Genomic DNA, 22005 nt, shown 5'->3' with positions numbered 1-22005 from the left:
GGAGGAAACCGCGACGACGGCCCTGGTACCCGGGTAGCCGCGTGTTGTGGGGTACACCGGCCGCCCGGGGGCTCAGAGCAGTGCTTCCGCGGTGACGGGCAGTTCGCGGATGCGGCGGCCGGTGGCGTTGAACACCGCGTTGGCGATGGCGGGCGCCACTCCGACGATGACGACCTCACCGAGTCCTTTGACGCCGATGGGGTCGGCTTCGTAGTCCTGCCCGTCGATGAAGATCGCCTTCAGGTCGGGCATGTCGGCGTGGGTCGGCACGAGGTAGTCGGCGAAGTTCGCGTTGACGATCCGGCCGTCGCGGTGATCGGTGACCGTGTGCTCGAGGAGTGCCTGGCCGATCCCGCCTGTCATGGCTCCGATGGCCTGGCTGTCGGCGAGCCTCGGGTTGACGATCCGGGCGGCGTCGTACACGCCGCGCATGCGCCGGACCCGGACCAGGCCGAGGCGGGCGTCGACGGCCACCTCGGCGAAGATCGCGGAGTAGGCGTAGAGAGAGAACCTCTCAGGTTCCGGCGCCCCGGCGTACGAACCGAGCACTTCGAGATGGGTCCGGTCGTTGCGGGCCAGGAGCCGCTGGTAGGTCTCCCCGCGTGCGGGGTCGTCCTTCACGTACAACCGACCACCTCGTACGACGATGTCGGCGGCGTCGGCGCCGTACAGCGGTGATCTCTCGTCGTCGACCGCGAGCGTGATCGCCTGCCTGCGCAGCTTGTCGCAGCCGTCCTGGACGGCGGATCCGACACTGGCCATGGTCATCGAGCCGGCGTGGACGGGGGCCGGAGGCATGAGGGAGTCTCCGAGCCGGAAGGTCACCTGGCGCATCGTCAGGCCGAGGGCGTCGGCGGCGACCTGACTCATGGACGTGGCCGTGCCAGGGCCCATGTCGCTGGTCGAGGACTGCACCAGGGCGGTGCCGTCGGCGTCGAGCCTGACCGAGGCCTGGGCCCGGCTGCGCGCGGTGTCGTAGACACCGGCGGCCATGCCCATGCCGATGAGCCAGTCACCGTCACGCGTCGAGCGAGGCTTGGGGTTGCGCCGGTGCCAGCCGAACTCACGGGCACCCGTGAGGTAGCACTCGCGCAGGCGGCGGGTGGAGAACGGCAGGCCGCTCGACTCGTCGTCGGCCGGTTCGTTGCGCACGCGCAGCTCGATCGGGTCCACACCCAGTTCGTGCGCGAGTTCGTCCATGGCCGACTCGACGGGGTAAGCGCCGCTGGCGTAGCCGGGGCCGCGCATGAACCACGGTGTGCTCACATCGAGCGGAACGTGGTCGTAGGCCTGGCGGACGTTGGGCGTGCTGTAGAGCATGCGGCCTGGGACGAGAACGCTTTCGCTGTAGGTCTCGTAGCGGGAGGACTCGGCGCGGACGTCGTGCGTCGACGCGGTCAGGCGGCCCCCTCGGTCGGCGCCCAGTCGCAGTGCGTACTCGTATGCGGGCCGGAATCCCACGGTGAAGTACATCTGCCTGCGGGTGAGGACGAGTTTCACGGGGCGTTTCACTTCGCGTGCGGCCATGGCCGCGATGACGGAGTGCACCCAGGTGCGGGCGGCGTTGCCGAAGGCTCCGCCGACGAACGGCGAGATGACGCGGATGTGGTCCGGCGGGATGCCGAACTCGCCGGACAAGGTGAACACGGCCCCCTGCACGTACTGGGTCTTCTCCCAGACGGTCAGCCGGTCGCCGTCCCAGTGGGCGACGATGCCGGCCGGTTCCATCGGGTTGTGGTGGTTGCGGGCCGTCCGGTACGTCGTCTCCAGCCGGACGGGGGCGGCGTCCAGGGCCCGGGCGGCGTCGCCCCGTGCATAGGTCTGGGTTTCGCCGTCGGCGTCGGCGACGCTGATGTCGGTCGAGGAGGTCTCGGCATCGTAGGAGACCTTCACCAGGCTCGCGGCGTGCTGTGCGATCTCCAGCGTGGTCGCCACCGCGACCGCGACCGGCTGTCCGAAGAACTGGACCCGGTCGTCCTGGAAAGCGCGCAACGGTTTGCCCGGCGGGAACCGCCCTTCGACGGGCGGCAGTTTGGGCGCGTTGAGGTGGCTGATCACCTTCAGGACGCCGGTCTGGGCTTCGGCCGCGCGGGTGTCGATGCCGGTGACCCTGCCCCGGCCGACGCTGCTTTCCACGATGACCGCGTGCACGACCCCGTCGGGGCTGTTGTCGGCGGCGTACTTGGCTCCCCCGGTCACCCTCAGCCGTGCGTCGACCCGGGGCAGCCCCGCACCGACTGCTGCCTGCGGCTGGCTCACTTGGCGCCTCCAACGGTGCGCAGCTGGCGTTCGACGGTGCGTTTGAGCAGCTCGGCCTTGAAGCCGTTGTGCGTGAGGGGGCGCGCCCCGTCGGCCGCGTGCTCGGCGGCCTCGGCCCACAGCCGGTCGGAGGGGCGTTCGCCGATGAGGTGGCGCTCGACGACGGGCAGTTTCCAGGGCACGGTGCCCACGCCGCCGGCGGCGACCTTCGCCTCTCGGATGACGCCGCCACGGATGTGCAGCGCGACCGCGGCCGACGTGAGCGCGAACTCGTAGGACTGGCGGTCGCGCACTTTCAGGTAGCCGGACTTCAGTGGGCGCGGAAGGGCGGGGATCTCCACGGCGGTGATCAACTCACCCTTGTACAGGGCCTGTTCACGGTTCGGGGTGCTGCCTGGCCGCAGTAGGAAGTCGGCGAAGGCAATACGCCGTTCCCCGTCCTGGCCCAGTACGTGCACCGTCGCCTCGAGTGCCGCGAAGGCCACGGCGACGTCGGAGGGATGGGTTGCTACGCAGTGGTCGGAGGTGCCGAGGATGGCATGGCTGCGGTTGTAGCCGTGCAGGGCGGCGCACCCGGAGCCGGGCTCACGCTTGTTGCAGGCGGCGGTCACGTCCCGGAAGTACGTGCACCGGGTGCGCTGCATGATGTTGCCACCGATGGTCGCCATGTTCCGCAGCTGGGCCGACGCGCTCAGTTCCAGCGCCTCGGAGACGACGGGGTGCAGGACACGCACCTTCGGGTGGGCGGCGGCCTCGGCCATGCGGACCAGGGCCCCGATGCGCAGGCCCCCGCGTTCGGTGACGGTGACCTCGCGCAGCGGCAGGGTGCTGATGTCCACGAGCGAGCCGGGGCGTTCGACGGTCTCCCGCATCAGGTCGACGAGCGTGGTGCCGCCTGCGATGTAACGCCCGCCGCGCCAACCGGCGCTGAGGGCCTCACGCATGTCCGCGGCCTTGGTGAAGGTGAAGGGATACACAGGGATCAGCCCTTCCGGTCGGCGGCGGCCCGCTCGACCGCGCGCTCGATCTTCACGTAGCAGCCGCAGCGGCAGAGGTTGCCGCTCATCCACTCCCGGATCTCCGCCCTGGAGCCGGTGTGACCCTCCTGGATGCATCCCACGCCCGACACGATCTGGCCCGACGTGCAGAAGCCGCACTGGAAGGCGTCCTGATCGATGAACGCCTGCTGCAGTGGGTGAAGTCGGTCGCCCTTCGCCAGGCCCTCGATCGTGATGACCTCGGCGCCCTCCAGCCGCACCGCCAGCGTCAGACAGGAGTTGACCCGGCGTCCGTCGACCAGGACCGTACAGGCCCCGCAGGCACCGGCGTTGCAGCCCTTCTTCGAGCCGGTCAGGTCGAGATGCTCGCGCAGGAGGTCCAGCAGCGAGGTGCGGTTGTCGATCGTCACGGTGTGCCGGACGCCGTTGACCGTCAAGGAGAGGCGGCTGCCTGGCGGACCCTCGGCAGCCACCGCTCCCTCGGCGGCGAGCGCGGGCGGCGCCGCGATCAGACCGCCTGCCACAGCGGCTCCTCCGACAACGGTGGTCGCGACGATGACGGTACGCCGGGTGGGTGGTGGTGTGGGGGACGCGCCAGGGGGAGTCACGGCTTGGGGGGAACGTTCGGTGGACATGTCCACTCTCCCTCGGTGGGGGGTGCGGGTGGTGGTCAGGGGCGTATCGATGGCCGAGCCGCATCGCGAAGGCGCGTGCGGACTGCTGATCCCGCCGGCGTGATGGCAGGAGATGGGTGGTGGCGCCGGGCAGCAGGGCGGATTCGGCGCCCCGGTGGGTGTTGAGCGCGAAACCCTTGTCTTCCAGGCCCGGTACGTACACCCATTCCTCCGGGCGCGGCCCGGCAAGGTCTGCGGAGCGGCGCGAAGCCGCCCACTTCGGCGAGGCCATCCCACAGCCGGACGTCGTCGGCGGTCAGCAGGTCCGCCGCCGCTGTGTGGGCCCGGCGTCGCTTGATGGCCGGGCCGTTCGGCCGGGCCGCCGGGAGGGCGGCGCAGCCGTCGGCCAAGGGCACGGCACAAGCGTGACCGCCGGCCGAGGAGCCGTCGGTGATCAGGGCCAGCGTTCGATGCACCTGCCCAGCATTAACCTCTTGATTCACATCAAGCAAGCCTAATTGCATCAAGCACCTTTACACTCACTCCTCTGATGGCTCGACGCCCGTGTCCACACCAGGGACCGCCGGCGAGGAGGACTGTCGACCGCGCGCTGCACGCTGCCGCGTCCGCACTCAGGACGACATCGCGTTCGGCCGTAGGACCGATCCTGGGTAAACGGCCGGGCGAAGTCCCACAGGGGGCCAAGGAGGGCGGACCGGCCAGGGCGGACCGGCCAGGGCGGACCGGCCAGGGCGGACCGGCCAGGGCGGACCGGCCAGGGCGGACCGGCCAGGGCGGACCGGGCTGGAAGCACCTCAGCCCTTTCGGTCCGGCGCGGAGGATTCACTGGACAAGCTGGTCAACGGCCACGGGACGCGCCGCTGCCCCCTTCTCATGACGGGACGCAGCCGCACGGCGCACGTGACAGGGCCGTGCGCCGCGCCCCCGGGCCCCGCTCCCCCGGCTGTGGAGGCGCGCCGCGGCGCTCAGCCCGGCGGTGGGAGCGACATGGCCGGCGGACGCCATGGCCAGGCTCGTCGGGAAGATCGCCGCGGCCGGCGACACCGTAGAAGTAACTCCTGCCATCCTCTATGGACCTGTTCGTTGGACGAACAGGCCACCGCTCGTCGACAGCCACGATGCACCCCGTCAACAAACCGTGTACACCGTGAAAACCGCACGTCAGCTGGCTTGGTGTGCGTAGGTACCGGGCATCTCGGCCAGGTCCGGGACGGCCGCGCATCGCAAGCATCACCACTCAGCCGGAGGCTTTCCGGCATTGCGCACCGAAGTCGCGGGCCGACAGGCGATCTGGGGAGTGCTCCCGATGTTCGGCCTGCCCTTGCCGCCTCGCGTCGTCGCACCCCGCATCCGGTCGTGCGCGTCCGCCCCGTTTCAGGCGGCTGGCGTCAGGGAACGGGCGATGGGCACGATGCTCCACCAGGTGACGCTGCGCAGGCACCACTCCAGAGGCCCATAGCGCATCCGGCACAGCCACCAGCGGCTGAGGAAGGCCTGTACCACGAGGATCCCCGCGGCCAGCAGCATGGCGATGTCCCAACGCGCGGAGCCCCTGAGCCCTAGCAGCGGGGTGGCGGCGGTCACGGCGAGCGTGGCGGTGATGTAGTTGGTCAGTGCCATCCGGCCGAGCGGTTCCAGCACCGCCGACAACGATCGGCCGAGCCGTGTGTGCAACAGGAGCAGCAGGGCGGTGGCGTAGGCGAGGGCACCGAGCAGCCCGGCGCCGGCGGCGATGCGGGTGGCGAACGGCCCGGCCGGCGCATAGGTGTACTGCCACCGCACCGCCGCAGCTGCCGCCGGAGCCGCCAGGGTGAGAACGGCGGCCAGTTGGCCGGTGCGCCGGTCCAGGGTGTGGACGACGCCGAGGCGGGCAACCCCCAGGCCGAGCAGGAACAGACCCGGGATGCTGGCAATGCCGGCACTGACCAGAGTGACCGAAGCGACGGTGCCCACCAGACCGGCGATCAGCACCAGCCGGGTCGGCAGGCAGGTGGCAGGCAGCAGGATGACGAGTCCGATGACCGCGTACGGAGCCAGCGCCTCACCGGGCTGGAGGAGTTGGTGGGCGGCGCCGAGCAGGCCCAGAGCTGTCAGTCGACGCACCAGGAGGAACCGGGGATGGGGAGCCAGTGGAAGGTGCTGGAAATCCGTTCCATGGGGGTGATCTGGTCGATGTTCACCAGGAGGATGCCGCAGAGCGCGAACCCGCGCAGGGCGGGAAGTGAGAGCTTCACGATGTGCTGGCCATCGACGCTTGCGGTGGCGAAAGATGCATCGGCAAGCTCAGTGCAGCTGCTGGGTGCCGGTGCTGTCGTGGACGAAGATGGACCGGGTGTCGGTGGAGGGGTAGCTCTCCTTCAGGGTGAAGGCATGGGGGGTCCCGCCCGCGGGAGCATCCGGGGCTTCGAAGTACAGGACGTACGTCTTCGAGGTGGCCGTCTCGCTCTCCAGTTGCAGCCAGCCCACGACGCCAACGGCCGGAAAAGCGCCGGTCGCGGTGATGGTGGTCTTCGTGGTGTCCTGTTGGAAGGCGAAGGTGGCTGTGCCGAGGTCCAGGCGCTTGCGGGCGCCGTCCTTCCAGCGTTGGAAGAGCGTGATCCACTCCTCCGGCCACAGCCCGCCGGTCGCTGTGGGCGGCATGTCGCTCTGCAGCCGCGCCAGGATGGCGTCGGCATTCGCGACGACATCGTCGTAGTCCCACAGGTCGACCGCAAAGTCCATGTGTGCCTTGTCGGTAGCGCGGAACATCGGCCGGATGTGGAGCTCGAACACGGGCGTGCGCATGCTAGCCGTACACCTCCTTCAGAACGTTCTTCAGCGTGATCCCCCCGATGAGCTCGGGTGGGCTGTTGCGGCTCACCCAGGCGTGAGGGAGGGCGTCAGCATTGTGCTCCTCGGCTTCGGGCGTGGCAGCGAGCACGGCTGTCACGTCGAAGCGCGCGGTGACCACATGTCGATCGCATGGATGTAGTTGCTCAGCTCGTTCGGGCTGAACAAATTCATATCCCGTCGGCTTCTCACCATCACTCCACCTCCGGTCCGGCTCTCCTATACATACCAGCGGGAGCGTTGTGGCGCGCGTCACCACTGTGGGGTGTCCGTGTGAAGAGGTGCCCGGGGGCCGGAGTCAGGATGGGCTCGGCCGCCTGCACCAGCCGTCTCGCCGCACACGGACCCGGAAGCTGACGGACCGCCCCTCTGGACGTGCCCCGGCATCGCCCCCGCGTCGTCCGACGAGTTCCTCGCCGAGCTGCTCGGCGCAGAGGCTTCGGTCATCCCTTGCGCCACGGTCTCGCTGCGTCGCCGCCGAGGACGACTCGCGTGACCGCGGGCTTCGAGGCGGCATGCGTCGATCGGGTGAACCGCCAGAGGGCGCGCCTGCCCCTCACTCGCCTGGCCTGCTGAATGAATAGGGTTTTCATGCTGTCTACATTCAGACGAGAAGGGTGTGTGGCATGACCGCGGTCCTTGAGTATGAGAGCAACGCCATCGTCGAGCTGATGGGAGTCCTCCCCGCGGACCGCGATGGGGAGTGGCTGAAGAACTCCCTGCAGCAGGCGATCATGGTGGAGATCGCGACCATTGGTCCGTACGCGAGCGCCCTGTGGTCGATCAAGGAGCCGAACGGGGCAGTCGCCAAGGCCATCCGGGAGATCATCTTCGACGAGATGACCCACATGGGACTGGTGTGCAACATGCTCACCACCATCGGAGGGACGCCGGTCCTCGCCGATCCGAAGGTGGTACCGAAGTACGAGCACGCGCTGCCGGGCGGCGTGCGGCCCGAACTCATCGTCTTCCTGGAGGGGCTGACCAAGGACTCGGTCGAGATGTTCTCCGAGATCGAGAGCCCGGAGCACCCGGTCGCTCTGTTCGACACCTTCGCCACCATCGGGGCCTTCTACACCGCGATCGAGGAAACCTTCGAGACGCACCAGCACTTGATCGGCGGCGACCGGCAGATCGACTTCTCCCTTGAGAGCCACGGTCAGGGCAACAGGATCCTTCCGCTCGACACCATCGAGAAGGTGCGAGCCGCCATCGAGGTCATCAAGGAGCAGGGTGAGGGCACCTCCGCCTCGCCCGAGAACCCCTTCCCCGGCAAGCCCGGGGAACTGGCGCACTTCTACGTGTTCCGGGAGATGTTCCGTGGCAAGAAGCTGATCAAGGTGTCGGAGGATCCGGTCGTCTGGGACTTCAAGGGCGACGACGTCCCGTTGCCCCCGGCCTTCCCGATGGGGAGGGTGCCCGAGGGCGGTTGGGCCAACGGCGGGCTGAATGCGCCCACGCCCGAGGTTCAGCAGGTGCTCGGCGCGTTCAACACGCATTTCAGCGCAATGCTGCGGGCGCTGGAGACAGCCTGGCAGACGGGTGACTCGGACGCACTGTTGCCGGCGATCAGCCACATGCGCGGGATGCGCACCGAGGCGCGGAAGCTTGTCCAGCTGAAGCTGCCCGACGGCAGCGGAAAGACCTACGGGCCGGAGTTCCTGTACGTCGAGGAGTGAGACGTCCCGTTCGATGCAGGCACTCGCCGTCTTGCATCAGGCGCGGCTGGTCCTTGTCCGGGTGGTGTTCTTCGTGCTCATCACGCTGCCCCTTCGCCCGTGCTCAGCCCGCCGTCGATGACGCCGAAGATCCGGTCGTAGGTGTCCGGCAACCGCTCCTCGACCTCCGTCACGTCCACCGGCGCCGCTTTCGTGCCGGCTGCGGCCTTGCGGGGGGGCCGCGGCAGCCGCCGCATGGTCCGGATCGGTGATGGTCTGGTGGCGGGCCCAGCCGCGTGCATGGCGGGCGACCTCGACGCCGTCGCAGGTCACCAGGACCTGGTCCAGTTTGGCGGCGACCTCGATGCGGCGGCCGACGGCCAGCGGATGCACCGAGTAGTCGCAGGTGTCCAGGCGGACATAGTGATCCCTCAGCAGCCGCAGCGATGCCTTCCACCAGCCCGGCGGCGCGACCGGCGGCAGGGCCCGCATCCGAGAGCGGTCGGCCTCCAGCCGGTCCGACGGGCGGACCTGCAAGGTCCGGTGGATGCGCCGGTTGGCCTTGGTCGGTCAGTCGGCGAGCTGAATGGTGAAGTCGGACGGCGAGGTGAACACCCGCCCGGGCAGGAACGACGTCTCCAGATAGCCGTTGGCCCGCTCGACCAGACCCTTGGCTTCTGGATCCCCGGGCTTACATAGCAGGAACTTGATGCCCAGCAGCCCGGCGAACGCGGCGAATTCATCGGTAAGTTGAGGACCGCCCAGCCGCCAGGAGCCGACGGCTCCCTCGTTGTTCCAGACCAGCACCCGGGGAACGGCGCTCAACTCGGTCAGCAGCCGCCAGTGCCCTGCGATCAGATCCGCCGCAGACCTGGACGGCAGCATCCGCGCGATGATCCACCGCGAAGAGCCCGCGACCATGACCAGCACCGGCGGCCGCTCGACCTGTCCGAAGCCGAGCGGGATGTCCGCGGGCGGGAACCACAGGTCGCACTGGCCGATCTCGCCCGGCTCATAGACCGTCCGCGAGGCCGGGTCCGCGGGCCGATAGGTCGGCCGCAGGTCCCCTGACGTCAATCAGCCCCTGCACCAGCACCACACCGGGAACGACGAGGGCACAGGTCGCCTCTCACCCACCACCGGGCTCAAGGACCTCTTCCACGCGCGACCACCAAGTACCGTCTCCAGCTCGCCGAACTCGCCGTCCCCACCGCCGCGACCGCCGTCACCGCCAACTACACACTGGAGAACGGCGGCTGGGGGCAAGACCCGGCATCGCCAGTCCGGGCCGTGACGGCGCCCGAGGGCGCTTTGCCCCCGCCCTGGCCCCGCAGCGTCCGCGACCGTGACCCCCGGCAATCGCACTAAGCCATCCCATCCAGGCCCCGGGCAGCCGCCCGACGTGCAGAACAAGCGCAGGTCAGTAGGGACGACTATCAAGATGGTCGACAAACGACTATCTGGCGGCTATCTGGAGCCACCACGCGGCAGCGAAAGCAGGTCGCCCGATGGTTTCGGCTTTGTCCTTGTCGCGGAGTTCCTTGAGCCGTACGACCTGTTTGCGGAGCCGGGTCTCGGTGTCCGTGGGTTGTCCGCGCTCTTTGACCTTGGCGTAGAGCTCGTTCTTCAGATCGAGGTGGCGCTGGGTGAGGGCGTTGCGGGGGACGCTGGCCTCGATGGCGAGGGCCACGATGGTCAGGGCTCCATTGGAGCGCTCGGGTCGGCCGGTCAGGATGCGGTCCATGGCTATGCGGATGCGGTCGCGCTCGTCTGCTGCTCCGCTCACGGTGTGGGGTCCTTCAGGGTGATCCGGGCGCGGTCGTGGGCGTCTGCGATGCCCCGCAGACGTTCGGCGTGGTCACGTAGCCGTTCACCTGGTTTACGGCACCAGGACGATTTTTCCGCTCGTGTGACCTGTCATGATCTCGCGATGGGCGGCAGCGGCCTCGCTGAGCGGGTAGCTGCCGGCGATCAGGACTCGCAGTCGCCCGGCCTCCGCAGCCTCGGTGAGCTGCAGGCGGGCGGCGGCACGGATGTCCGTGCCCGGATCCGCGCCGGGACTGCCGCCGAGAAGCTTGATGCCGGCCTGGGCCCCGCGCACGATGCCCGCGATCGTGGCGATGCGGGAACGGTCCGCCACCAGTTCCACGGAGACGTCCACCGCCTCGTCGGTGCCCACAAGGTCTGCCGCCGCATGGACGCCCTCCGATGCTGCCGCGCGTACCCGGTCGGCCAGACCGGGCCCGTACGCGACCGGCACCGCCCCCAGCTCGCGCAACATGTCATGCTTGGCCGGGCTCGCAGTTCCCAGGACAGTGGCGCCGCGCGCGACCGCCAGCTGCACGGCCATCAGACCGACTCCGCCGGCAGCGCCATGGATCAACACCGACTCGCCCTTGCGCAGGCCGATCGCCTCGAGAGCGTGCACGGCTGTAACGCCGGCGAGCATCAGCCCGCCGGCCTGCTCCCAGGACAGGTTGGCGGGCTTCGGCACCACCGAGGAGGCCGGGACAACGAGTTCGGCGGCATAAGCGCCGGGCGCACGGTAGGCGATCACCTCGTCGCCGACCTCGACCGGACCTGCGGGGCCGGTCGCATGGTCGCCCGCCGCGGTCACCACTCCTGCCGCCTCGAGACCGAGCCGTAGGGGCAAGTTCCCCGGATCGGTGCCGAAGGCGCCGCTGTACACCTTCTGATCGAAGGGGTTGACGCCGGCGGCGCGGACCGCAATGCGCACCTGGCCCGGCCCGGGCTCGGGTACGGCTTCGTCGATCACCGACAGCACCTCAGGACCGCCGTACGCGCTCGCCACCACTACCCGGGCTTCGCTCAAGTCAGAGGCCGACTCTGTATCGGAGGGGTTCATCCTGCTCACTGGTGGTCACTTCCTATCCGTGCCGCGCTGTGCGTCGTGTGCGTTGGGTCATCGGTGTTGGACACCGGTTCGGGCCAGCGGGGCGAGCGTCGCCGGACAACTCCACGCCGGTGGCGGCATTGACCGGGACGGCTTGTCCCATGCTCTGGTGAAACTCGGTGGCCACCGGGCCGGAGCGGAGCACCTGGGTGCGTATCCCAGTGAAGGCAACCGTGGCGGCCTGGCCGCGATGTACAGGGTGCTGCGGGGCCCGTCCGGCGCCGGCAGCGGGCAACGAGGCGATGGCGCCGTCTTCGGCGGCGAGCATGCCGGGGAGTGCGACGCCGGCGAGTTGTCTCTGCGCCTCAGCGTTGAGAGTGAACGGGCCATCGGCCTCGGTCGAATCGACGTCGATGAGCGGAGCGGAACGGAGCCGCCGACACCGACGTTGTCGATCAGGAGACGGACAGCCCCAGCGCTCGAACGGTCCCTCACCGTGACGATGTCCTCACGAGTGGAAAGGTCCGCAGGAAGAGCTTCCACTGCGGCACAGGCCTTACGGAGTTCGTCAGCCAGGTCCTGCAACCGGTAGACACGGCGGGCCATCAGGACGACATCCGAGGCGTCCGCCAGGAGGCAGGCGCACGCGGCGCCAATGCCGGAGGAAGGGCCCGTTGTCAGAGCAAGGGTCCGAGTCATAGCTTCAAAGTACTTCAGGTGACTGTATCTAATCAAGCATTTGATATCCATGAAGAGGCCTTATTCTCGGACCTGGGAGCGGAGCAGATCCAAGCCCTGCCGATCCGGATCTGCAGCGCACCCAGTCTCACGGGCAGTACCGGCCCGAGGCCCGAACGTCACGTCCGGCAATGGCACCCCTTATGACGAGGCTGGACATCTAGGAAACGGATGCGCCATAACACGGCCGCCCACGAAACTCTGGTGGAACCGGTCGAAATAGTGGCTTACCGCGATCCAGACCCGACCGGGGTGGCGGCCATCCACGGCGACCAGCTTTAAAAGGGCGAAAGAGTTGGCCGTTACCGAAGGTGCGACTCATATCGCCATCCAGGACGTACCGAATACATGCATCTGGCGATTACCAAGAGGGTGGCGCTCTTCGCCGTTCCCTGATGTCCTAAGACACCTCATCCGAGTATGCACAGAAACCGAGTCTCCGACGAGCGGCGAACCCGAACTGCAACTGCCGTATCGCGCGAGTGCGGGACGCCCCACTCTGCAAGATCCGGCCGTCGGACCGGATGCGCATACCGGGAGAGCGGTAGGCAGGGGAAAATTTCTTCCCCCTCACAGCGTGCTCTTGCGATGCAATGCTCGGCCGTACACCGGACGAAGACTTTCGAGGAGCCCGATCATCATGCCCCCTTCCGGCCGCACCACGATCGCCGTCGGCTCTCATTCGGGCTACGGCGACACGGCCGCCGTCGCCGAGATCGTGGCGTGTGGCACGGCGGGAGCCGGCGCGGACGTGGTCGTGATCTCCGTGGACACCATCACGGATGAGCGGTGGGCGCAGTGGGACGACGCTGACGCGATCACCTTCGGTGCCGCCACGGACACGGATACCGCCTCCGCGCCTTTCCACACGGCGGACCTCACCGCCGCGGAACATCCGGGCGCCCGCGTCGCACATCAGGCCGCGATCTTCCATGCCGGACGGGCGACCCTCACGGCCTGATCACCAGGCCCTTCCCTCCATCCGTCTCCATTTCCCCCGCACAAGGAGCAAACCCATGTCCGAATCCCCGAATCTCGCTCTCATCCGGCGGGTCTACGAATCCCGGATGGCGCCCGAGGTCACCAAGGAGGTCATGGCTCCGGACCTCGTCTGGGACATCACCCCCGGCTTCCCGAACAGCGGCGTCTACCACGGCTGGGACAGCGTGGCAAAGGACTTCTTCGGCACGCCGATGCCGAACATCGTGTCCCTCGGCGCGGTGCCCGAGAACTTCTACGCGGACGACGAAGGCCACGTCTTCGTGGCCGGGCACTACCACGCCGAGACGAAGTCCGGCAGCACTGCCGACGTCCGGTTCATCCACCTGTGGACCGTCCGTGACGGCCAGGCCGTCAGTATGCGGCAGGCCGCCGACAGCCACGTCCTGCAGGAAGCCATCAAAGGCTGAGACGACCCCCTCAAGGAGATCCACCCATGGCGAAGATCCTCTTCGTGATCACCGCGTCCGACCACTGGACGCTGGCCGACGGAACCCGGCAGCCGGCCGGTTTCTGGGCCGAGGAAGCGATCGGCCCCTACCAGGTCTTCAAGGAGGCCGGATTCGAGATCGCGGCGGCGACGCCCGGCGGTGTGCCGCCCACGGCGGACGCGCTCAGCCTCACCGCGGACTTCAACGGCGGCGAGGAAGGCGCCGAGCGCATGCGGACCGCCCTGCGTGAGGCGACCGAGCTGGCGCACCCGATCCGCATCGAGGACGTCGACATCGACGACTACGTGGCCGTGTTCTATCCCGGCGGCTGGGGCCCGATGGAGGACCTGCCCGACGACGCCGCCTCCGGCAAGCTGCTCACCGAGTGGCTCGCCTCGGGCAAGCCTGTGTCGCTGGTCTGCCACGGGCCCGCAGCGCTGCTGGCCACCATCGGCCCGGACGGAACGTCCCCGTTCGCCGGCTACCGTCTGACAGGCCTCTCCAACGCCGAGGAGAAGCTGAACGGTCTCGCGGACCGCGCGAAGTGGCTGCTGCAGGACCGCCTCGTCGACGAACTCGGCGCGGACTACCGAGAGACCGAGCCGTTCGCCCCGCACGTCGAGACGGACCGCACCCTGTACACCGGCCAGAACCCGGGCTCTGCGGTACCCCTCGCCCAGGAACTGCTCAAGGCACTGTGAGCTGACACCTGAGCCATGTGTTCGCTCGGCGGCCTGGTACGCACCCTGGGCCGCCGAGCCTTCTTCCACTTGTCGTAGCGCAGGTCGGAGCTAACATCATTCTCATATATGAGTAAAGCCCAACATGGACAGGATCACCCACCCTCACAGCTCCGGGTTCCTGTGCGAGGCTGCAAATCATGAACCGCGACCCTCATCTGAACGAGCTGGGTGAGTTCCTCAAAGCCCGCCGAGCCGAACTCAGTCCTTCCGAGGTTGGACTCCGCGCCGGGGAACGGCGGCGCGTGAGCGGTCTGCGCCGTGAGGAAGTGGCCCTTCTCGCCGCGATCAGCACCGAGTACTACACGCGCATCGAGCAGGGCCGTCTCCAGGCATCGGCTCCCCTGCTCGACGAACTCGCCAAGACACTCCGCCTCAACGACGACCAGCGCGCCTACCTCTTCGACCTCGCGGCGAAAGAGAGGGTGCGCCCCTCCGCGTCACGCGAGCGCCAGCAGGTGGACACACAGCTACAGCGCATGCTGGACGATCTCACCGCCTCCCCGGCCTTCGTCATCGGCCGACGCACCGACATCCTGGGCTGGAACCAGCTCGCCGCCGCCCTGTGGACCGATTTCGGGCGCTACCCGGAACAGGAGCGCGTGTTCGTCCGGCTGCTGTTCACCGAACCCTGGATGCGCACGCTGTACGCCGACTGGGACGAGGTCACCCGGCTGGCCATCGCCCAACTGCGCATGGAAAGCGCCCGCTATCCCGACGACCAGCGCCTCGCCGCTCTGGTCGAGGAACTCTCCGCCCGCGACACACAGTTCCGGCAGTGGTGGACCGAACACGACGTCGCGATGCGGGGCAAGGGCGTCAAGAAGCTTCATCACCCGGTGGTGGGAGAGCTGACCCTCGACTGGAACACACTCACCTGCGGCACGGACCCCGACCAGCACATCATCGTGTGGAACGCCGAACCCGCCACCCCGTCCCACGACGGGCTGCGCCTCCTGGCCTCCTGGGCCGCGGACCAGAAACGGACAACGTCCGACACCGCCACCTGAGCCCTCTCGCCCTTACGGGCGGCCAGCGGGCCGTGACCGTTGTCGGCTCGGTCGTCAGTTACTGTCGTCAGCTGCTTCGATCCCACCGTCTGGGCGGCGCGCGGACGCCGGGCCCGCTCGTTCCGCCTCTGGAGGTCCTGCCTCAGACTGCTCCGCGTGCCTGCTCTCATCGGCGTACCGGAGCACCACCGCGAGGAGCATCGCATTCTCTCGTCGGCACCGGTGGCATGGGGGGAGAGACTCGTCCCCCCTACGGCCGTATCCCAGCCTAGAACCCTCCCCTTTTCCGGGCGCACGCGAGACGGAAGGGTCGGACACCTCAACGACCGCATGCCAGGCAATGAGGTGCTTCGAATGAAGGCAGTGGGTTATACGGAATTCGGTGGACCAGAGGTGCTTCAGATTCTTGAGCTGCCCGCGCCAGAGGCAGGTCCGGGCGAGGTGCGCATCCGGGTGCACGCTGCGACCGTCAACGCTGTCGACGCCCTCCAGCGCAGCGGCCCCGCCCGCTCGCCGGACGCCCGGCCGCCGTTCGTCCGCGGCATGGAGGCCGCAGGCGTCGTGGACCAGATAGGCACGGGCACGGACACGGATCTGAGCGTCGGCGACCGCGTGATGGCGATCGTGCTCGCCGACGGCTCACGTGGTGCGTACGCCGAACAGGTCGTGGTCCCGGCGGAGTCGGTCGTCCGCGCTCCCCACGGCGTGAGCGACGTGCAGGCCTCCTCCCTCCCGATGAACGGACTGACCGCGCGCCTGGCCCTGGACACCCTCGGCCTGGAACCCGGCCAGACCGTCGCGATCACGGGAGCGGCCGGCGCGGTGGGCGGATACGCCGTCCAGCTGGCCAAGGCGGACGGGCTCCGTGTGGTCGCCGACGCCTCGGAGCAGGACGAGGCCCTGATCAAGGAACTCGGCGCCGACGTCGTACTCCGTCGCGGCGCGGAGTACCCGGACCGGGTACGCGCAGAGGTCCCGGAGGGCGTCGACGGCCTCCTGGACGGCGCGTCGCTCGGCGCTCTCACCGCACGAGCGGTCCGCGACGGCGGCCGGGTGGTGACACTGCGCGGCTATGACGCCCCCGGCGAACGGGACATCGTCTTCGAGCCGATCGTCGTGTTCTCGTACATCCGGGAGCACGCCAAACTCGACAGACTCAGGCAGCAGGTGGAGGACGGCCTCATCACTCTCCGGGTCGCCAAGTCGCTCCCGGCCGAACAGGCCGCCGAAGCGCACCGACTCCTCGCCGCAGGCGGCGTTCGGGGCCGACTGGTCCTGACGTTCTGAGCAGAATCCAGTGCTTCAGCGCCACCGCACGGCTGTGGCCGGACGTCGAACAACCTCCGGCCGTACTAGGGGCGTGTATCGAAAGCAGACCTTGGGATCGTCGAGTGGCAGCTGAAGGGGCTCGGTTACTGGTCAGGGGGCGGTAGACGTCGTCGATGGCCGTCGCGTCTGCGATCACCGCGTCCCGGGTAGCGCCGTGGCCCAGGTTCCTCTGCAGGCTGTCGATCATGAGGAAACCGGGGGGTGGGCGGCCGATGTTTCGACGGCCGTAGTCACGGCTGACGCCAGCAAGGCGCAGGCACCGGATCCGGACGGCTATGTCGAGCGGAAGCTCCGTGCCTTGGTCGCAGGTTGCATCACATGTGTCGCGTACGGGTTCAGACGTCGACAGCGGCGGAACGGGCGGTCACGGCGGAGGTGAGCTTCGTGCTGCGCACTTGTACGGGAGGTGAGGGTTCGGGTTCAGGGGAGCGGCGTCGGACGTTGGACACCTGAGACATCAATGTGGCAGGAGTAGCGGCGATCTCGCGTCGGAGCCCCGGAGGTAACGGCCATCCGTGCCTCGAACACTGCAGCCTCGCCCCGACATAACAGCAGTTCGAAGCCCAGTCAGCAGCATCACTGACGGATCTGCACCACCGCCGCCGAACGTTGAGCTCAGCGCCAACTGTCCCCCTTTGTGCCAACTAAAAGGCCTCGTCACAACAACCCTCAGCGTCGCACGCGGGGCATTCCGAGGCCGATCCACGAGATGATCTCCCGCTGGATCTCGTTGTTGCCGCCGCCGAAGGTGAAGATCACGGCAGAGCGATAGCCGCGCTCCAGTTCGCCGCGGAGCACCGCGCCCGCGGAGCCCTCCTGGAGCGCACCGGGCACCGCGACGACCTCCAGCAGCCACGAGTAGGCGTCGCGCCGGGCCTCGGAGCCGTAGACCTTGACGGCGGAGGCGTCCTGCGGGGTGAGGGTGCCGTTCTGCAGGGCCCCGACCATCTGCCAGTTGAGGAGCTTGAGGGCGTCGAGCTTCACATGGGTCTGGGCCAGCCGGCGGCGCACCCAGGCCAGGTCGATGACGCGGCGGCCGTCGGCGAGCTTGGTCTCGGTCGCCCAGCGCTGCACGTCGTGCAGGGCGCGGATGGCCATGGTGCCGTGCGCGGCGAGGGTGACGCGCTCGTGGTTGAGCTGGTTGGTGATCAGCCGCCAGCCCTGGTTCTCCGCGCCGACGCGCCGGGAAACGGGGACGCGGATGTTCTCGTAGTAGCTGGCGGTGGTGTCGTGGGAGGCGAGCGTGCGGATGACGGTGCAGGAGTAGCCGGGATCGGTGGTCGGCACGAGGAGCATGGAGATGCCCTTGTGCGGCGGGGCCTCGGGGTCGGTGCGCACGGCGAGCCACACCCAGTCGGCGGTGTCGCCGTTGGTCGTCCAGATCTTCTGCCCGTTGACGACGTAGGCGTCGCCGTCGCGCACCGCGCGCGTCCTGAGGGCCGCCAGGTCGGTGCCCGCGTCGGGTTCGCTGTAGCCGATGGCGAAGTCGATCTCCCCGGCGAGGATCTTCGGCAGGAAGTACGCCTTCTGTTCGTCGGTGCCGTACCGCATGATCGTCGGCCCGACGGTGTTCAGCGCCATCAGGGGCAGCGGTACGCCGGCCTGGGCGGCCTCGTCGAAGAAGACGAACTGCTCGATCGGGGTCAGGCCGCGACCGCCGTATTCCTCGGGCCAGCCGACGCCGAGCCAGCCGTCGGCGCCGAGGCGGCGGATGGTGGCGCGGTAGAAGGCCTTCGCGCCGACCGGATCGGAGTGCCGGGCGTAGGCGTTGTCCGGCACCAACTCGGCGAAGTAGGCGCGCAGTTCCGTGCGCAGCCGCAGTTGCTCGGGCGTGTGGTCGAGGTGCACGGCGCCTCCTGGCTCCCCAAGGCCGGTGTCCTGACGGCGCACACCGTAGAACGTGTTCCAGAAATTGGGAATGCACAGGGGCGGCGTAAAGCGATGGCGCTCCGGTTCGTCGGCGCGGCATGCCCCCCCGGTCGGCGCTGCCCCTCCGGTCGGCGCGGTCTCCGTTCGCGCGGTCGCCAAGTGGCGCTGTCGCCGTTCGCCGGAACGGCTCGGTTCAGCGGCGTGGCCGGCTCAGTTCAACGTCCGGATGAAGTCCGTGCAGGCCTGCGCGCACGCCCGGCAGGCCGCCGCGCTCTCCTCGGCGCCGGGGTACCCGTCGAAGGCGTGCGCGCACTCCAGGCAGACGGTGCGGCACCACTCCAACTGGGCGCGGATGCCGTCCTCGTCCATCCGGTTCTCCTCGGACAGCACGCGGCAGGTCGCGTCGCAGACCTCCGCGCACATGATGCCCTTGCGGCGCACCAGCGCCTTCCGGTCGGTTCCGTCCGGGTCCACGAGGCTCGCGCGCAGCGCACACGCCTGCGCACACTCGGTGCACGCCTGCGCACAGGCGAAGCGGTCCTCCAGGAACCGGAAGAGCTCCTGCTGGGATGTCGTCGAAGTCACGTGTGAGCGGGTAGCCGGTGCGCGCCGAGCCAAACCGTCCGCCGAGCCAAACCGTCCGCCGCCGACCCGCGGACGGCACGGCATGAATTCAGGAGCGCCCGGGATGTCGGCGGGCCGGAACCGGAACCGGAATGTTCGGTTTGTAGTCCTTTTCGTGGGTATTTTCCTGATATGACTACCGCAAGCCAGCAGCTGGCCGCCACGAGCGGCCTGCTCAGCCTCGGGCTGTTCATGGTCCCCGTGCTCCTCGTGATCGTTCTGGGCGGGAGCTTCTGGCTGGGCGCGCGTATCAAGTCGCGCGAGTCGGACCGGCCGCGCCCCGAGGAACAGCCGCAGCTCCCGCCCGGCGGGGCGGTGCGCGAGATCCGCGAGCACCGGGAACCCGAGGAGGTGCCCCGGATGCCGGACGGCGGACGCCCCCTCACCCCCTACGAGCTGACCAACATGCAGACCAAGGCGAGCACCGACCAGAAACGGCCGCGCTGGAGCCGCGGCAGCAGCGGGTCGTTCGGCGGCGGCGGACTCGGCGCGCACTGACGTGACCCCCTGCTGACGCCGGGTGGTCGGCTCGCCCGGGCCGCGGCGTGCGGAACGGCACGCCGCGGCCTCGGACTGTCGGGCCGGCGCGTCGAGACGCCCCCGCGCCGGCCCGGGGGCGTCAGGCGCCGACGTAGTCCGCCAGGTGCTCGCCGGTGAGGGTGGAGCGGGCGGCGACGAGGTCGGCGGGGGTGCCCTCGAAGACGATGCGGCCGCCGTCGTGGCCGGCGCCGGGCCCGAGGTCGATGATCCAGTCGGCGTGCGCCATCACCGCCGGGTGGTGCTCGACCACGACGACGGACTTCCCGGCGTCGACCAGCCGGTCGAGCAGGCCGAGCAACTGCTCGACGTCGGCGAGATGGAGGCCGGTGGTCGGCTCGTCGAGGACGTAGACGCCGCCCTTGTCGGCCATGTGCGTGGCCAGCTTGAGCCGCTGGCGCTCGCCGCCGGAGAGCGTGGTGAGCGGCTGACCGAGGCTGACGTAGCCGAGACCGACGTCGGCGAGCCTCCCGAGGACGCGGTGCGCGGCCGGCGTGGCCGCCTCGCCCGCGGCGAAGAACTCCTCGGCCTCGGTCACCGACATCGCCAGCACCTCGCTGATGTCACGGCCGCCGAGTCGGTACTCCAGCACCGACGCCTGGAACCGCTTCCCCTCGCACTCCTCGCAGGTCGTGGCGACGCCCGCCATCATCGCCAGGTCGGTGTAGACGACGCCTGCGCCGTTGCACGTGGGACAGGCCCCCTCGGAGTTGGCACTGAACAGCGCAGGCTTCACGCCATTCACCTTCGCGAACGCCTTGCGGATGGGGTCGAGCAGCCCCGTGTACGTGGCGGGGTTGCTGCGCCGGGAACCGCGGATCGCCCCCTGGTCGACCGCCACCACGCCTTCTCCGGGCGGGATCGACCCGTGTACGAGCGAGCTCTTTCCGGAGCCGGCCACGCCGGTCACCACGACCAGCACCCCGAGCGGGATGTCGACGTCGACGCCTTGCAGGTTGTGCTCCGACGCGCCCCGGACCTCCAGCGCGCCGGTGGGCTTGCGCACCGTCTCCTTGACCGCGGCCCGGTCGTCGAGGTGACGGCCGGTGATGGTGTCGCCGGCCCGCAGTCCCTCCACCGTGCCCTCGAAGCAGACGCTGCCGCCCGCCGTGCCCGCGCCGGGGCCGAGGTCGACGACATGGTCGGCGATGGCGATGGTCTGCGGCTTGTGCTCCACGACGAGCACCGTGTTGCCCTTGTCCCGCAGACGCAGCAGCAGGTTGTTCATCCGGCTGATGTCGTGCGGGTGCAGACCCGTGGTGGGCTCGTCGAAGACGTAGGTGACGTCGGTCAGCGAGGAGCCGAGATGGCGGATCATCTTGACACGCTGCGCCTCGCCGCCCGAGAGCGTGCCCGAGGGCCGCTCGAGCGAGAGGTAGCCGAGGCCGATCTCCGCGAACGAGTCCAGCGTGTGCTGCAGTGCGGTGAGCAGCGGCGCCACCGACGGCTCGTGGACGCCGCGGACCCACTCGGCCAGGTCGCTGATCTGCATCGCGCAGGCGTCGGCGATGCTCACCCCGTCGATCTTCGACGCCCGGGCGCCCTCACTCAGTCGCGTGCCGTCGCACTCGGGGCAGACGGTGAACGTCATCGCCCGCTCCACGAAGGCCCGGATGTGCGGCTGCAACGCATCGATGTCCTTGGACAGCATCGACTTCTGGATCTTGGGGATCAGGCCCTCGTAGGTGAGGTTGATCCCGTCGACCTTGATCTTGGTCGGTTCCTTGTGGAGGAGGTCGTGCAGCTCCCTCTTGGTGAACCTGCGGATCGGCTTGTCCGGGTCGAAGAAGCCGCAGCCGCCGAAGATGCGGCCGTACCAGCCGTCCATGCTGTAGCCGGGGATCGTCAGCGCGCCCTCGTTGAGCGACTTGCTGTCGTCGTAGAGCTGGGTGAGGTCGATGTCGGAGACCGTGCCGCGGCCTTCGCAGCGGGGGCACATGCCGCCGGTGCGGGAGTAGGTCGCCTTGACGGCCTTCTTGGCGCCGCGCTCCACGGTGATCGCACCGCTCGCCCGGACGGAGGCGGTGTTGAAGGAGTAGGCACTGGGCGGGCCGATGTGCGGCTCGCCCAGTCTGCTGAAGAGGATGCGCAGCATGGCGTTGGCGTCGGTGGCGGTGCCCACGGTGGAGCGGGGATCGGCCCCCAGCCGCTGCTGGTCGACGATGATCGCGGTCGTGAGCCCGTCGAGCACGTCCACCTCGGGCCGCGACAGGTTCGGCATGAAGCCCTGCACGAAGGCGCTGTAGGTCTCGTTGATCAGCCGCTGCGACTCCGCGGCGATGGTGTCGAAGACGAGGGAGCTCTTCCCCGAGCCGGAGACGCCGGTGAACACCGTCAGCCGGCGCTTGGGGATCTCGATGCTCACGTCCTTGAGGTTGTTCTCGCGCGCGCCGTGCACCCTGATCAGGTCGTGGCTGTCCGCGACATGGGACGCCGACGACTGCGCGTCCGTCCTCCTGGCCATGCTCATCGTTTCTCCCTCGACTCGCCCGGGA

Annotated in this window: 22 protein-coding genes and 1 pseudogene; 7 read left to right on the top strand and 16 right to left on the bottom strand. The window is 68.9% G+C overall.

The annotated features are described in order from the left end of the window. Window positions 1–72 precede the first annotated feature (72 nt). The 7 genes from OHS82_RS38585 to OHS82_RS38555 all read right to left on the bottom strand — a co-directional run bounded on the left by OHS82_RS38585 (window position 73) and on the right by OHS82_RS38555 (window position 6842). Window positions 73–2259, bottom strand: coding sequence for a xanthine dehydrogenase family protein molybdopterin-binding subunit (locus OHS82_RS38585; protein ID WP_328435555.1), 2187 nt, complete (start codon window positions 2257–2259; stop codon window positions 73–75). After that, window positions 2256–3236, bottom strand: a complete 981-nt coding sequence (locus OHS82_RS38580; protein ID WP_057581562.1) for an FAD binding domain-containing protein — start codon at window positions 3234–3236, stop codon at window positions 2256–2258. Before OHS82_RS38580 ends, OHS82_RS38585 begins: the two co-directional genes overlap by 4 nt. 5 nt (window positions 3237–3241) lie before the next feature. Next, window positions 3242–3892, bottom strand: a complete 651-nt coding sequence (locus OHS82_RS38575; RefSeq protein ID WP_328435553.1) for a (2Fe-2S)-binding protein — start codon at window positions 3890–3892, stop codon at window positions 3242–3244. Window positions 3893–5266: 1374 nt separating this feature from the next. After that, window positions 5267–5995: a DUF418 domain-containing protein gene (locus OHS82_RS38570; RefSeq protein WP_328435552.1), complete on the bottom strand. Its 729-nt coding sequence runs from the start codon at window positions 5993–5995 to the stop codon at window positions 5267–5269. Beyond that, window positions 5983–6126, bottom strand: coding sequence for a hypothetical protein (locus OHS82_RS38565; RefSeq protein WP_199863890.1), 144 nt, complete (start codon window positions 6124–6126; stop codon window positions 5983–5985). Before OHS82_RS38565 ends, OHS82_RS38570 begins: the two co-directional genes overlap by 13 nt. A gap of 49 nt (window positions 6127–6175) precedes the next feature. After that, a complete protein-coding gene (locus tag OHS82_RS38560) occupies window positions 6176–6676 on the bottom strand; it encodes a hypothetical protein (RefSeq protein WP_057581555.1) in 501 nt (166 codons plus the stop codon). Window position 6677: 1 nt separating this feature from the next. Further along, entirely contained in the window at window positions 6678–6842 is a 165-nt protein-coding gene (locus OHS82_RS38555) for a hypothetical protein (RefSeq protein ID WP_328435551.1), read from the bottom strand. A 505-nt stretch (window positions 6843–7347) separates the two neighbouring features. Between OHS82_RS38555 and OHS82_RS38550 the strand changes: the two genes are divergently transcribed. Then, window positions 7348–8400: a ferritin-like domain-containing protein gene (locus OHS82_RS38550; RefSeq protein ID WP_328435550.1), complete on the top strand. Its 1053-nt coding sequence runs from the start codon at window positions 7348–7350 to the stop codon at window positions 8398–8400. An 80-nt stretch (window positions 8401–8480) separates the two neighbouring features. Here the strand turns inward: OHS82_RS38550 and OHS82_RS38545 are convergent, their stop codons facing one another. The 6 genes and pseudogenes from OHS82_RS38545 to OHS82_RS38525 all read right to left on the bottom strand — a co-directional run bounded on the left by OHS82_RS38545 (window position 8481) and on the right by OHS82_RS38525 (window position 11932). Further along, window positions 8481–8636 (bottom strand): hypothetical protein, encoded by a 156-nt coding sequence (locus OHS82_RS38545; RefSeq protein ID WP_328435549.1) that lies wholly within the window; start codon window positions 8634–8636, stop codon window positions 8481–8483. A 67-nt stretch (window positions 8637–8703) separates the two neighbouring features. After that, window positions 8704–8871, bottom strand: a pseudogene (locus tag OHS82_RS43635) (Mu transposase domain-containing protein); the annotation flags it as partial. 78 nt (window positions 8872–8949) lie between these two features. Next, window positions 8950–9456: a DDE-type integrase/transposase/recombinase gene (locus OHS82_RS38540; RefSeq protein WP_242433275.1), complete on the bottom strand. Its 507-nt coding sequence runs from the start codon at window positions 9454–9456 to the stop codon at window positions 8950–8952. Between the two features lie 379 nt (window positions 9457–9835). After that, window positions 9836–10165 carry a hypothetical protein gene (locus OHS82_RS38535; RefSeq protein WP_328435548.1) on the bottom strand — a complete coding sequence of 110 codons (330 nt, stop codon included), beginning with the start codon at window positions 10163–10165 and terminating at the stop codon, window positions 9836–9838. 93 nt (window positions 10166–10258) lie between these two features. Next, on the bottom strand, window positions 10259–11191 hold the full coding sequence (locus OHS82_RS38530; protein ID WP_057581808.1) for a quinone oxidoreductase family protein: 933 nt from the start codon (window positions 11189–11191) through the stop codon (window positions 10259–10261). Window positions 11192–11302: 111 nt separating this feature from the next. Next, window positions 11303–11932 carry an SDR family NAD(P)-dependent oxidoreductase gene (locus OHS82_RS38525; protein ID WP_328435547.1) on the bottom strand — a complete coding sequence of 210 codons (630 nt, stop codon included), beginning with the start codon at window positions 11930–11932 and terminating at the stop codon, window positions 11303–11305. 679 nt (window positions 11933–12611) lie between these two features. Here OHS82_RS38525 and OHS82_RS38520 point away from each other — a divergent pair. The 5 genes from OHS82_RS38520 (at window position 12612) to OHS82_RS38500 (ending at window position 16438) form a co-directional block, all read left to right on the top strand. Then, complete coding sequence (locus OHS82_RS38520; protein ID WP_057581549.1) at window positions 12612–12932, top strand: hypothetical protein; 321 nt, start codon at window positions 12612–12614, stop codon at window positions 12930–12932. 55 nt (window positions 12933–12987) lie between these two features. After that, window positions 12988–13380, top strand: coding sequence for a nuclear transport factor 2 family protein (locus OHS82_RS38515; protein ID WP_057581548.1), 393 nt, complete (start codon window positions 12988–12990; stop codon window positions 13378–13380). Between the two features lie 26 nt (window positions 13381–13406). After that, a complete protein-coding gene (locus tag OHS82_RS38510; protein ID WP_057581546.1) occupies window positions 13407–14102 on the top strand; it encodes a type 1 glutamine amidotransferase domain-containing protein in 696 nt (231 codons plus the stop codon). Between the two features lie 179 nt (window positions 14103–14281). Beyond that, window positions 14282–15151 (top strand): helix-turn-helix domain-containing protein, encoded by an 870-nt coding sequence (locus OHS82_RS38505; protein WP_057581545.1) that lies wholly within the window; start codon window positions 14282–14284, stop codon window positions 15149–15151. 354 nt (window positions 15152–15505) lie between these two features. Further along, complete coding sequence (locus OHS82_RS38500; protein ID WP_057581543.1) at window positions 15506–16438, top strand: NADP-dependent oxidoreductase; 933 nt, start codon at window positions 15506–15508, stop codon at window positions 16436–16438. Window positions 16439–17149: 711 nt separating this feature from the next. Here the strand turns inward: OHS82_RS38500 and OHS82_RS38495 are convergent. Together OHS82_RS38495 and OHS82_RS38490 are read right to left on the bottom strand one after the other, a co-directional pair. Next, entirely contained in the window at window positions 17150–18328 is a 1179-nt protein-coding gene (locus tag OHS82_RS38495; RefSeq protein WP_057581542.1) for an acyl-CoA dehydrogenase family protein, read from the bottom strand. A gap of 231 nt (window positions 18329–18559) precedes the next feature. Further along, window positions 18560–18934: a ferredoxin gene (locus OHS82_RS38490; protein ID WP_057581540.1), complete on the bottom strand. Its 375-nt coding sequence runs from the start codon at window positions 18932–18934 to the stop codon at window positions 18560–18562. A gap of 171 nt (window positions 18935–19105) precedes the next feature. Between OHS82_RS38490 and OHS82_RS38485 the strand changes: the two genes are divergently transcribed. Next, complete coding sequence (locus OHS82_RS38485) at window positions 19106–19471, top strand: DUF6479 family protein (protein WP_057581539.1); 366 nt, start codon at window positions 19106–19108, stop codon at window positions 19469–19471. 121 nt (window positions 19472–19592) lie between these two features. On the opposite strand, the gene OHS82_RS38480 is transcribed toward OHS82_RS38485, so the two are convergent. After that, window positions 19593–21980, bottom strand: a complete 2388-nt coding sequence (locus OHS82_RS38480; RefSeq protein WP_057581538.1) for an ATP-binding cassette domain-containing protein — start codon at window positions 21978–21980, stop codon at window positions 19593–19595. Between the last annotated feature and the right edge of the window lie 25 nt (window positions 21981–22005).

The organism is Streptomyces sp. NBC_00425 (assembly GCF_036030735.1).
Lineage (GTDB): Bacteria > Actinomycetota > Actinomycetes > Streptomycetales > Streptomycetaceae > Streptomyces.
This window is presented reverse-complemented; position numbering and strand designations above follow the sequence as displayed.